Source organism: Nocardia sp. NPDC004711, from assembly GCF_053601595.1.
This window is the reverse complement of record NZ_JBSGCB010000075.1, coordinates 22,125-33,713: the sequence shown is the minus strand read 5'-3', so window position 1 is coordinate 33,713 and position 11,589 is coordinate 22,125. Positions and strand designations below refer to the sequence as shown.

Sequence of the window (11,589 nt, the reverse complement as noted above, 5' to 3'; positions counted from 1 at the left end):
CGCTGCGCGCGCTGCCGGATTACGACGCCCTGTTCGGCGTCGATTTCACTGTTCCGGCACGAGAATCGAGGCAGCAATGACCGCCACCAGATCCAAGCCCGCCACCAATGGCAGCCCGGCCAAGCCGCCTGATGGGCTGCCCTCGATGCTGGCCTACCTGACCCGGGTGCTGAAGGTCCCGACGATCGGGCGCAGCTGGGAGGAGCTGGCCGAGCAGGCTCGCGACGAAAACTGGTCGCACGAAGTGTATTTGGCGGCGCTGCTGCAACGCCAGGTCGCCGACCGCGAGTCCAAGGGCACCGTCATGCGCATCCGCACCGCGCACTTCCCACAGGTCAAAACATTGGAGGACTTCAACCTCGACCATCTGCCCTCCCTGCGGCGAGATGTCATGGCGCACTTGGCTACTGGAACATTTGTTCCCAAGGCCGAGAACGTGATGCTGCTGGGCCCGCCCGGGATCGGCAAGACGCACCTGGCGATCGGGCTCGGGGTCAAGGCGGCCCACGCCGACTACATGGCGGGGATGTCCACGGGCTGAAGTCCCGACAATTGGAGAGCGAACTCGTGCTGGCCGGTGTCACCAAAGCGGGAGCATCTTGAAAGGCTTACGAGATCCCGATCGACGGGACAACGCCTGGATGGGATTTGACCGCCCATTTCGCGGTGACCGAACTCGCGCGGCTGGGGCGACCGGCGTCCCGCTTATCTGCATCGATCCGGGACTCCACGTGTCGACTCTGCCTATCACCACCGCCGCCATGATCGGTTCGGAGGCAAGACTCAAGGATCTCGCGGGGCCATACAGCGATGTCATCAGCAGAATCGAGACAGAACTGCACTCCCACCAAATGTTTGCCGTTGAGCTGGCAGCGACGCCCGGAGTCGACGCCGGCTGCCCCGGGTCTCGCTCAGTCGCCCGGATCACACTGGGCGAGCGCGCCTCCAGGCGCCCGTCCGCAGCGAGTGCGACACGGCCGCATGGTGCGAGAAAGCCCGATAATCCCGGCGGGCACCGATGCACCCGGTACCCGCCGGTTACACTGCGAATCCTGTTGCGCGGCAGCATCGGATGGATCGGCTTCCAGGCCGCCTGCGCTGCCCGGCGCGGCACTCACAAGCATCCACCCGCGAACGCGCCGCGCCGGAACGCGTCATCGGATCAGGCGGGCTGGAAACCCACCTGCAACGCCTCCAGTCCTCGAATCACCACGTTCGGCTTGAACGGTGGATTCTCCGAAAGCAACCCCATCGCACCGACTTTGCGCAGCAGCACGTCGAGCAGGATCTCCATCTCCAGCAAGGCCAGGGGGGCGCCCAGGCAGTAGTGGATGCCGAGGCTGAAGCCCAGGTGCTTCTTCGCCGGGTGCATGGGGTCGGAGTAGCGGGCGACGTCGGTGCGGTCCGGGTCGGGGAAGACCCGCTCGTCGTGATTGGCGGAGTTGATGAGAACGACCACGCCCTCACCGGGTTCGAAGTCGTGCCCGGCGACGGTGATCGGCCGGGTCGCAGCCCGGGTGGTGATCTGCACCGACGGTTCCAGGCGCAGCAGCTCGTCGGGCGCGCAGGCGGTGAGTTCGGGCCGGTCACGCATCGCCTGGATCTGATCGGGCGCACGCAGCAGCCGCAGCATGCCGGTGCCGATCAGGTTGGCGGTGGTCTCGTGCCCGGCCACGAACGTGGTGATGCAGGTGGCGAGCAGTTCCTGCTCGGTGAGCACGTCACCGCGATCTTCGACCTGAGATAGCGCGCTGAGCAGGTCCTCGCGCGGATTCACGCGCCGCTCGTTGAGCAGTTCCCGGAAGTAGCCCATGAATCCGCGCGAGGCGGCGCTGCGCGCCTTCAGCGATTCCTCGGGCAGTGTGTAGTCGTGGTCGAACCCGCGCGCCAGGTCCTGCGACCACTGGTGCACCTGCTCGTAGGCTTCCTCCGGCACGCCGATGAGCTCGCAGGCGATGATCAGCGGCAGCGGGTAGGCGATCATCTCGACCAGGTCGAATTCGCCTGCCTCCAGGGCCTTGTCGACCAGCTCCTCGCTGAGCTTCTCGATGCGCGGCCGCAGCCGGGCCACCGTGCGCGGGGTGAACCCCTTGGTGACCAGATTGCGCAGCCGGGTGTGGTCCGGCGGCTCCATCCACAGGAAGGAGGTGGGCAGTTCCTCGGGAGCGTCCTCGGGTTCGACGGTCGGGTGCATCATCCCGGCCTCCTCGGCGTGGCTCCACGCCGTGGTGGACAGCACCGCGGCGCAGTCCTCGTACCGGGTGAGCACGTGATGCCCGAGCGGGGTCTGATGAATGGGCCCGGCATCGCGCAGCACGCGCGCCGGGGTGTAGGGGTCCGAGCGGCCGTCGGGCCCGAAAAGCTGGACCAGCGCGTTCACAACGGCCGGGTCCTGCGCTTCGGCAACGGCGTTCACCTCTGGGGCGGCGGCCATGATTGTCCTCCTGGATTCAACGATCGGCCGACATGGCGAGTGCGGCGCCATTGCCGCGCAGCATGATTCGGCCCGCCAGCACCGGTTGGGTCAGCGCGGCGGGCGGTTCGACGAGATGGGCGACTCGCATGAAGGTGCGTGCCACCAGCGGGTCCCGGTGGGCGGCGCGATGTGCCTGCGCCACATACGCATTGGTGAGCCGGGTGCGCAGCCCGCGCCGTCCCGCGACCCGCGGATGACGCAGATCCGAGGTCGCCGCGAGCTGCCAGGCGGTGGCGGCGGCCTCGGTCGCGGCCGCGTAGAAGCGCGCGGGCAGCTCCGCGAACGATAGTCCGCCGTCCAGGCATGCACGCAGGGCGACCGCCTGCAGCGCAGCCACGGTCATGCCCTGGGCGTAGAGCGGGTTGAACGCGCACTGAGCGTCGCCGAGCACGACCAGTCCCGCGGGCGCGGCGGGCAGCCGGTCGAATCGGCGCCGCACCGAGAACCGGAACCGGTAGGGCACTGCCTCGTCGAGAGGCTCTGCGGCCGTGATGATCTCGTGGATGTCGGGCGCGTCCAGGCTCGCGGCATACGCCTGGAAGCCCGCCGCGTCGGTGGGCGGATGATCGCCCATCATGCCCGCGAGCGTGACCAGCCAGCGATCGCCCTCCACGTGGACCGCCCCGCCGCCGTGCCCGTCGGCACCGGTGGAGATGATCACCGAGGCGTGCCCGCCCAATTGTCCCTCGCCGTACCGGTAGAGACGCGAGGCGTACCCGAGGTCGACCTCGAGCTGCTCCTCCACCGGCGTCGGCGCGCCGATCACCCGGAGCCACTCGCAGATCCGCGATCCCCGCCCGCTCGCGTCGACGACGAGATCGGCGACGGCGATCTCACCGTCCGGGGCCGAGCCGCGCGAGACGGCTGCTGCCCCGTCGCCACCTGCGGCATCGAAGTCTCTGCCGGGGTGCGGATCACGGTAGGACCCCACCCGCACGCCGGTGATGCGAGCACTGTCCCCGATCAGCCCGCGGACCGTGATTCCCTCGCGCAGCAGCACATTCGGCAGCTGCAGGGTGCGGCGGCGCAGCACGGATTCCAGCAGCGGCCGGGTCGCGATGATCGAGGTGAGCCCGGTCGGAGTGGCCGTCAGCCGCGATCCGGCGATGTACCACCGGGTTCCGACGAGCACCTCGGCGGTCTGCGCTCCGGCCCCGACCAGATCGTCGGTGCAGCCGGGGAACAGCTCCTCGAAGATGGTGCGGCCACGGTCGAGCAGCCCGTGCAGGTGCCGGCCCTGCCCGACACCGCGGCGCACCGCGGCCGCGTCGCCGGTATCGCGTTCGAGAATCGTGACCCGCGTGCAGAATTCGGCGAGCACGCGGGCCGCGAGCAGTCCCGCGATACCCGCGCCGATGACGATCGCGTGCCGGTCCGCCGGGCTCATACCGTCACCGGCAGGGCCATCACACCGCGGTGGATCAGGCTGGGCCGGTAGCCGACGGCCTCCGCGCCCAGCCGCAGCCCGGGCGCGCGATCGAGCAGGGCGCGCACCGCGGCCGCGGCCTCGAGCCGCGCCAGCGGGGCGCCGACGCAGTAGTGGATGCCGAGGCTGAAGCCCAGATGCTTACGGGCGGGCCGGTTTCCGGCGTACCGTGTGACGTCGAAGGTGTCGGCGTCCGGAAACACCCGGTCATCGCGGCTGGCCGAGGCGGTGAGCACCACGACACCGTCGCCGCGCCGGAACTGCCGGCCGCCGACCACGGTATCGGCGAGGGCCACCCGGATGGTGAACTGGGTGGGCGCGTCGTAGCGCAGCATCTCGTCCAGGGCCGGTTCGACGAGTTCGGGTCGCTCACGCAGCAATTCGAGCTGGTCCGGATTGCGCAGCAGCGCCAGCAGCCCGTTGCCGATCAGGTTGATGGAGGTCTCCATACCCGCTACGAGCAGCAGCAGGGCCATGCCGATGACTTCCGCCTCCGTCAGCGCCTCACCGTCGGCGCTCGCCGCGACCAGTTCGCTGAGCAGATCCGCGCCCGGCTCCCGCTTGCGCCGCGCGACCAGTTCGCCGAAGTACCCCATGCAGGCCAGCGCCGACCGCCCGCGCGCCTCGATGTCGGCGGGCCCGAGCAGCGAGTCCGGGTCGCTGCCGCGCGCGATGGCCAGCTGCCACTCCCGGAAGCGTCCGCCGTCGGCCGGATCACCGCCCAGCAGCCGCACCGGGATCATGGCCACCGCCAGCGGCACCGCCAGATCCTCGAGCACATCGAATTCCCCGCGCTCCAGGGCGATGTCGACCAGCTCGTCCACCACCCGCCCGGCCACCGGCGCGAGTTCGCCGACCATGCGCGGCGTGAACGCCTTGGCCACGAGCTTGCGGTAGCGGCCGTGCTGGGGCGGATCCATGCGCACGAAGGAACCGGGAATGGCGGCGGTAGTGTCACGGAAAGGACTGATACCGGCGGCGTACCCGTGTCCCCAGTCCGCGCCGGTCAGGATGGCCGCGCATTCCCGGTACCGGGTGATGAGAGTGACCGGTACGTCCCCGAACCGGTACGGGAACAGGGCCGCGGCGTCGCGGACGCGGCGGTAGGCCGGATAGGGATCGGCGCGGTGGCCGGGATCGAAGGCGTCGAAGGTGATCTCGGGTACGGCGGTGCTCATCGGCCCTCCACACGGACACACAATTCGGACATGCCGCGGACGACCACATTGGGCCGGTACGGCGGCTCGGCCAGCAGGCTCAACGCGGTGACGCGAACACCCAAGGCGTGCATCACCGTTTGCATCTCCATGCGGGCCAGTGGCGCGCCCAGGCAGTAGTGCAGGCCGAGACCGAAGGACAGGTGCCGTTCGGTGTTGCGGCCCGGCAGATACCGGCCCAGGTCGAACCGGTCGGCGTCGGGGAAGGCGGCCGGGTCGCGATTGGCCGAGCCGAGCAACACGATCACCGCGTCACCGGGTGCGAAAGTGCGCTCGCCGACGGTGATCTCGGCCCGCGCGGTGCGGGTGGTGAGGTGCACCGGCGCGTCGTAGCGCAGCACCTCGTCCACCGCGGCGCCGGCCAGGTCGGGATCGGCGCACAGCCGCTGGAATTCGCCGGGCTCCCGGATCAGGGCGAGCACGCCGTTGCCGATGAGGTTGACCGAGGTCTCGTGGCCGGCCACCACCAGGATCAGCAGGGTGCCGATGAGCTCGGTGTGGCTCAGCCGCACCCCGGCCTCCTCGGCCTGGACCAGCGCGGTGATCAGGTCGGCGCGCGGGGCGCGGCGGCGCTGGTCGACGAGATCGCCGAAGAATTCGGTGAATTCGTGGACCGCCGCGGTGCGGGCGGCCAGTTCCTCGGGGCTGAGCAGCACGTCGGGGTCGAGTCCGCGGGCGATGCCCGCCGACATGGCCCGCACCTGCGCGTGCGCCTCGGCGGGCACGCCGAGCATCTCGCAGATGAGGGTGAGCGGCACCGGATAGGCGAGGGCCTCGAGCAGATCCACCTCGCGGTCGGCGAGAATCGCAGTCAGTAGCTCGTCCACCAGTTGGGTGGCGCGCTCGCGCAATCCGCTGACCGTGCGGGCGGTGAACGCCTTGCCGACCAGCCCGCGCAGCCGGGTGTGATCGGGGGGTTCCATCCACAGGAACGAGCCGGGCAGCTCCACGTCGCTGTCGCCGTGCAGCAGCTCGGGTTCCTCGGCGTGACTCCAGCGCGGATCGGTGAGGATGGCTTGCGCCTCGGTGTGGCGGGTGACCAGATGGGTGTCGTGGGGACCGGGCACGAAACACCCGGCGGCGCGCAGGATCCGGTAACTGTCGTAGGGGTTGTGCCGCAGGTGCGGCGCGATGCTCTCGACGACGGCCTGCTGGACCCGATTCATTTCCGCGACGGCGGCGGGTTCGGAACTCACCGGCGACTCCTGAATTGTGAATACCATTTTCGTGAGTTCATCCTCGCCGCCTGCCCCGGGCGGGTCGTGCGGCCATTGCGACCGCCTATCGTCCGATCGTCGTATCTCTTTATCGCGCACTGTAATTGGACGATCGACGCTGGTTATCACCGCTCACGTGTAACAACGCGTTCAGCGCCCGGACACAATTCGCTGTTGTCGTGACGGTTATGAATTCCGCGAATTCCGAAGGCACGCTGACCGATCGGCTCGCATTCATCGCCGCCGAGCACCCGCGTGTGGAGGCGACATTCTGGTCGACCGCCGAGCGGATGGACTACGCCGAACTGCACCGCGCCGCACGGGCGGCGGCGGCCGCGCTGATCCGGCGCGGGGTGCGGCGGGGCGAACCGGTGGGCATCCTCTGCCCGAACGCACCGGAATTCCTGGTGAGCTTCTTCGGCATCGCCGCCGCCGGCGCGGCTGCCACTCCTCTGCCCCTGCCCGCGAGCACGCGTCGCGCCGGCGGTTATCCCCCGCAGCTGGCCGCCATCACCGCGGCGGCGGGCATGCGCACGGTGCTGGTGTCCCCGCGGTTCGCGGAGCTGGTGCCGCTGCTGGGGGATGCCGTCGCGGTCGAATTCCTCGACACCGCAGAGCTTTCCGCCGACGACGAGTCCGAGCGGGTGATACTGCCGACCCCGGAGCCCGACGACCTGGCGGTCGTGCAGTTCACCTCCGGCAGCACCGCTCTCCCCAAGGGCGTGCGACTGACCCACCGCCAGGTGATGGCCGGGCTGGCCGCCATCCGCCGGGGCATCGCCCTGGACCTGGACGATCAGGGCGGCTTCTGGCTGCCGCTGTTCCACGACATGGGCCTGTTCGGCACGCTCTCGGCGATCCTGCGCGGCATTCCGGCGCGCCTGTGGTCGCCGCTGTCGTTCGTCAAGGACCCGGCGCGCTGGTTGCGCGAATTCGCCGCCAGCGGCACCACCATCACCGCCATGCCGAGTTTCGGCTACGAGGCGCTGCTGGGCGCGGTACCCCCGGAGCAGGTCGCCGAGTACGACCTGAGTCGCTGGCGCATCGCCTTCAATGGCGCGGAACCGATTTCGCAGGAGGTGGTGACCCGGTTCCTGGACCGGTTCGCCCCGGCCGGATTCGCGCCGAGCACCATGTTCGGCGTGTACGGGATGGCCGAGGCCACCCTGGCCGTGGCGTTCCCGCCGCTGGGCCGTGAACCGGTGTTCGAGTGGGTGGACCGGGCGCTGCTGGCCGACGCCCGGCACGCCGACCCGGTGCCGCCGGAACAGGCGGGCGCGCGGGCGGTGGCAGGGGTCGGCTCGGCCGTCGACGGCCTCGAATTGCGGGTGGTGTCCACCGATTCCGGCCTCGACCTGCCCGACGGACGGGTCGGGGAGATCCTCATCCGCGGCGCGTCGGTCACCGACGGCTACCTCAGCGCCGACGCGGCCGCGGTGGCCGACCGCTTCACCGACGGCTGGCTGCGCACCGGCGACCTCGGATATCAGCGCGCCGGTGAGCTTTTCGTCACCGGCCGCTGCAAGGACATGATCACCGTGCGCGGTGTGAACCACTACGCCCAGGACGTCGAGGCCGCCGTGCGCGACCTCGACGGCATCTACAAGCAGCGCTGCACCGCCGCCATCGACCCCGACGGCGCGGACGTGATCGCGCTGATCGCCGAATCCGAACTCGACGGCGACGCCGCGGCCGCGTTGACCCGGGCCATCCGCGACCAGGTGGCCGCCGACCTCGGGCTGGCGGCCGTCGAGGTGTACCTCGTGCCGCCGCGCACCATCCCCCGCACCAGCAGCGGCAAGCTCCAGCGGCTCGCCGCCCGCGACCTCATCACCCAGCACCGCTGACATCACCCAGTGGCATTGACGCCCAACGCCATTCGATCCGCACGAACCGGAGGCACCCGTGCACAGTTATGAAGTCTTCCGCCACTACGAGCGCCTGCACTGGAAGCTGGGCGATCTCGCCTTCGACACCGTGGACAAGGACCTGGTGCGGCCGGAGTACGTGACCCTGGCCAAGAGCGCTGCCATGGGCGAGTCCAATGTCATCGCCGCCGTGCACGGCTTCCTGGCCGAGTTCGTCGACGACTACGACTTCTCCACCTTCGCCGTGGTGTGGGGCTACCAGGAGGTGCAGCACCACTACGCCTTCCGGTCCTGGCTGCGCGCCATCGGTGAGGATGTCGAGGACCGCGCGGTCGACGCGATGCGCGAGCCCTACGCCCCGGGCACCTCGCCCTCGGCGACGCTGGCCACCAACATCATCTCCGAGCTGACGGTCAACCACGTCTACCGCGCGGTGTCGGCCTGGGTGCAGGAGCCGGTCCTGAAGTCGCTGCTGCTCAACGCGAGTCGCGACGAGGCCGGGCACGCCCGCGAGTTCATCCACTACGCCACCGAGCGCCTGGCCCGCCGGCCCGAGGAGCTGCCCTCGGTCCTGGAAACTCTGTACGTGTACAGCTCCGAGGCCAAGATCAAGCACCCGGTCAGCACCTTCAAGGCCGGGATCGCCGAGCTCGGCGACCACGAGACCATCGACACCGGCTTCGAGCTGTTCCTCGAACAGGTCGCCGCCGACGGCGAACTGGAGGTGCTGCACGACAAGGTGCGCCGCACCTTCGCGACCATGACCGGCCTGGACCTGTCCAGCAATGCCAAGGTCCGCCGCGCGCTGGCCGAGGCCATCGCCTAGCGGCGCGGCCGTGCTCTCCCCCACCGCTGCGCCCGCGGATCCGGCCACCGCCGCGCCCGCGGATCCGGCGACCGTCCGTGTGCCGTGGTCGGTCATCCCCGACTATCACTGCTTCGGCTGTTCCCCGCACAACGCCTCCGGACTGCGGCTGGCCTTCACCCCGCACCCGGCCGGCCTGCAGGCCCGCTTCCGGCTCGACCGCTGTTTCGAGTCCTACCCGGGCATCGTGCACGGCGGTCTGACCGGCGTCATCTGCGACGAGGTGATGGGCAACCTGATCGTGCTGGCCCGGCAGGTGCCCGCGTTTACGGTGTCGCAGCGCACCCGCTTCCTGACGCCGCTGCTCATCGACTGCGAATACCGGTGTGTGGCAACGCTGTCCGCGGCCGGATCCAGCGATCTGATCCAGGCCGGCGCCGAGATCCTCGACGCCGACGGCGTCAGCTGCGCGTCCTCGGCCGCCACCTACCGCCCCTTCGCGCTCGAGTCCGTGCGCCATCAGCTGTCCCTGCGCGACGACGAGGTCGCCCTGCTCGACCAGGCCCTCACCACAGCAAATGCCCTGTCCCCGAATGGAGTTCCGTCATGACCACCGATGACATCCTGCGCACCGTCACCGAGATCGCCGTCGCTGAGACCGGCCTGCCCGCCTCGGAACTGACCCCCGACGCCGACCTGCGCGCCATGGCCGGCGTGGACTCGGTGCGGGTGCTGCGCATGATCGCGCGCATCGAGCGCACCTACGACATCGAGCTCGAGGACGAGGACGTCTTCGGCACCGCCACCCTCGCCGAGGTGGCCGTGGTCGTCGACAAGGCGCTGCAGGATGCGGCATGACCGTCACCGCCGACACCAACCAGCATTACGACCTGGATCCGGAGATCTTCGGTCAGTTCCTGGATCCGCTGCGCAAGTACAGTTCCGCGCTCTACGAGAACGACGACGACAGCCTCGAACTCGCCCAGCGCAACAAGCTGCGGTTCGTGGCCCGCCGCCTCGGCATCCAGGGCGGCGAGCGACTGCTCGACATCGGCTGCGGCTGGGGCTCGCTGATCCTGTTCATGGCCCAGGAGTACGGCTGCGAGACCCTGGGCATCAGTCCCGCGCCGCGCCAGCACCACTACATTGCCGCGCAGGCGCATGCCCGCGGCGTCGACCGTCAGGTCCATACGCGCGTCGGGCATTTCGAGCAGCTCGACCTGCCCGCAGGCAGCGTGGACGCCGTCACCATGCTCGGGTCCATCGTGCACATGCCCGATCTGGACGAGGTGTTCCGCCGCGCCCGCGCGGTGCTGCGCCGCGGCGGCACCCTCTACGTCTCGGAGAGCTGCTTCCGCAATGCCGCCGCCCGCCGGGCCTTCGACGAGCGGGCAGGCACCGAGTTCGTGCGCTCCGACATCTTCGGCTGGGGCGATCTGCGGCCGCTGTCGGACCTGGTGACCGCCGCCGAGGACACCGGCTTCACGATCACCTCGGTCGACGATCTCACCGATCACTACCGGCGCACCATCGAGGACTGGATCGCCAATGTGGACGCCGCCGCCGACGCCATCGACGAGCGGCAGCCGGGCCTGGCCGCCAAACTGCGGTACTACCTCGAGGTGGCCAATGCCGGATGGGGTTACACCACCAAGCATTACGCACTGGGCTGCCGCAAGGCCCGTTAGCCGTCAGGAGTATCGATGAGCATCGAATCCGCGCTGCTGCCGGTCGGTGAACTGGTGGCGGCGGTGGACGGCTTCCTGGCCGCCTCGCCCGCCACCCGCGCCTGGGACGTGGAGACCGCCTTCGACTGGGCCGGCGCCGACGCCGAGCGGCTCACCGAAGGACAGCGCTCGGCGGTCCAGTTCGTCACCTACATCGAGGATCACCTGCCGGGATACTTCGATGTCTACCAGCGCTGCTTCCCGGTGAACGACAGTGTCGAACTGCCGGCGTTCGTCCACAATCGCGAGCTCTACCACTTCACGGTGCGCTGGGCGCTCGAGGAGGACACCCACGCCCGCGCGCTCAACCGGTACCAGGTGGCCTCCGGCATCGCCGAGAGAGACTCCCTGCGGACCGAATTGGCGGTGGAGGGCCGCAAGCCGTTCGACCTGCCCTACGAGCATCCGGTGCAGTTCTTCGCCTACGCGCTGGTGCAGGAGAAGGCGACCCAGATGTACTACCACCAATTGCGGGACGTCTCCGGCGATCCCGTGCTCGCGGCGGTGCTGAGCCGGCTGGCCCGCGACGAGGCGCGCCACTTCAGCTTCATGGCCGACGTGGTGGGCCGCTACCTGCGGGTCCAGGGTGACGCGGCGGTGGAGCCCATCCGGGACGTGATCGCGGGATTCCGGATGCCGCTGGCGGATACGCTGCGCGGCTACTGGCGGTGGGCGCTGCGCATCGCCGAGGTCGCCGACTACGACCACACCGAAGCCTACGAGCATCTGCTCAAGGTGATCGACCGCGCGGTCGACGCCCGCACCGACCGGATCGACGAACTGGCCCGCTTCATCGGCCAGTGCCGCGCCCTGGCCTGATCGGGGCGAGTACGGCGCAGGCCCGGCTCCCGAT

10 protein-coding genes and 1 pseudogene are annotated in these 11,589 nt (G+C 69.6%); 7 read left to right on the top strand and 4 right to left on the bottom strand.

All coding sequences use genetic code 11. The features are described 5' to 3' along the window. Positions 1-145: 145 nt before the first annotated feature. Positions 146-517 (top strand): annotated as a pseudogene (locus ACWEKS_RS43360) (ATP-binding protein); the annotation flags it as partial. A gap of 645 nt (positions 518-1,162) precedes the next feature. Here the strand turns inward: ACWEKS_RS43360 and ACWEKS_RS43355 are convergent. Genes ACWEKS_RS43355 through ACWEKS_RS43340 form a run of 4 tightly spaced genes read right to left on the bottom strand, consistent with a single transcriptional unit; the run spans position 1,163 to position 6,315 of the window. Next, complete coding sequence (locus ACWEKS_RS43355) at positions 1,163-2,434, bottom strand: cytochrome P450 (protein ID WP_452345542.1); 1,272 nt, start codon at positions 2,432-2,434, stop codon at positions 1,163-1,165. 16 nt (positions 2,435-2,450) lie between these two features. Next, positions 2,451-3,863, bottom strand: coding sequence for an NAD(P)/FAD-dependent oxidoreductase (locus tag ACWEKS_RS43350; RefSeq protein ID WP_452345541.1), 1,413 nt, complete (start codon positions 3,861-3,863; stop codon positions 2,451-2,453). Next, entirely contained in the window at positions 3,860-5,080 is a 1,221-nt protein-coding gene (locus ACWEKS_RS43345) for a cytochrome P450 (protein WP_452345540.1), read from the bottom strand. The genes ACWEKS_RS43350 and ACWEKS_RS43345 overlap by 4 nt, the downstream gene beginning before the upstream one ends. Further along, on the bottom strand, positions 5,077-6,315 hold the full coding sequence (locus ACWEKS_RS43340) for a cytochrome P450 (RefSeq protein ID WP_452345539.1): 1,239 nt from the start codon (positions 6,313-6,315) through the stop codon (positions 5,077-5,079). Before ACWEKS_RS43340 ends, ACWEKS_RS43345 begins: the two co-directional genes overlap by 4 nt. A gap of 209 nt (positions 6,316-6,524) precedes the next feature. On the opposite strand from ACWEKS_RS43340, the gene ACWEKS_RS43335 reads away from it, so the two are divergent. From ACWEKS_RS43335 to ACWEKS_RS43310, 6 genes are read left to right on the top strand one after another with little or no spacing between them, the layout of a single operon-like run. Then, positions 6,525-8,183, top strand: a complete 1,659-nt coding sequence (locus ACWEKS_RS43335) for an AMP-binding protein (protein WP_452345538.1) — start codon at positions 6,525-6,527, stop codon at positions 8,181-8,183. 58 nt (positions 8,184-8,241) lie between these two features. After that, positions 8,242-9,030: a ferritin-like domain-containing protein gene (locus ACWEKS_RS43330; protein WP_040857217.1), complete on the top strand. Its 789-nt coding sequence runs from the start codon at positions 8,242-8,244 to the stop codon at positions 9,028-9,030. Between the two features lie 10 nt (positions 9,031-9,040). Beyond that, on the top strand, positions 9,041-9,619 hold the full coding sequence (locus tag ACWEKS_RS43325) for a PaaI family thioesterase (RefSeq protein WP_452345537.1): 579 nt from the start codon (positions 9,041-9,043) through the stop codon (positions 9,617-9,619). Beyond that, positions 9,616-9,867, top strand: a complete 252-nt coding sequence (locus ACWEKS_RS43320) for an acyl carrier protein (protein ID WP_452345536.1) — start codon at positions 9,616-9,618, stop codon at positions 9,865-9,867. The genes ACWEKS_RS43325 and ACWEKS_RS43320 overlap by 4 nt, the downstream gene beginning before the upstream one ends. Further along, positions 9,864-10,697: an SAM-dependent methyltransferase gene (locus ACWEKS_RS43315; RefSeq protein ID WP_452345535.1), complete on the top strand. Its 834-nt coding sequence runs from the start codon at positions 9,864-9,866 to the stop codon at positions 10,695-10,697. Before ACWEKS_RS43320 ends, ACWEKS_RS43315 begins: the two co-directional genes overlap by 4 nt. 15 nt (positions 10,698-10,712) lie before the next feature. Further along, on the top strand, positions 10,713-11,555 hold the full coding sequence (locus tag ACWEKS_RS43310) for an acyl-ACP desaturase (RefSeq protein WP_452345534.1): 843 nt from the start codon (positions 10,713-10,715) through the stop codon (positions 11,553-11,555). Positions 11,556-11,589 lie beyond the last annotated feature (34 nt).

What these genes read in the sequence shown, in the direction of transcription:
- ACWEKS_RS43355 (WP_452345542.1), bottom strand. Translation starts at nt 2,434, where the DNA reads ATGGCCGCCGCCCCAGAGGTGAACGCCGTTGCCGAAGCGCAGGACCCG.
- ACWEKS_RS43350 (WP_452345541.1), bottom strand. Translation starts at nt 3,863, where the DNA reads ATGAGCCCGGCGGACCGGCACGCGATCGTCATCGGCGCGGGTATCGCG.
- ACWEKS_RS43345 (WP_452345540.1), bottom strand. Translation starts at nt 5,080, where the DNA reads ATGAGCACCGCCGTACCCGAGATCACCTTCGACGCCTTCGATCCCGGC.
- ACWEKS_RS43335 (WP_452345538.1), top strand. Translation starts at nt 6,525, where the DNA reads ATGAATTCCGCGAATTCCGAAGGCACGCTGACCGATCGGCTCGCATTC.
- ACWEKS_RS43320 (WP_452345536.1), top strand. Translation starts at nt 9,616, where the DNA reads ATGACCACCGATGACATCCTGCGCACCGTCACCGAGATCGCCGTCGCT.
- ACWEKS_RS43315 (WP_452345535.1), top strand. Translation starts at nt 9,864, where the DNA reads ATGACCGTCACCGCCGACACCAACCAGCATTACGACCTGGATCCGGAG.
- ACWEKS_RS43310 (WP_452345534.1), top strand. Translation starts at nt 10,713, where the DNA reads ATGAGCATCGAATCCGCGCTGCTGCCGGTCGGTGAACTGGTGGCGGCG.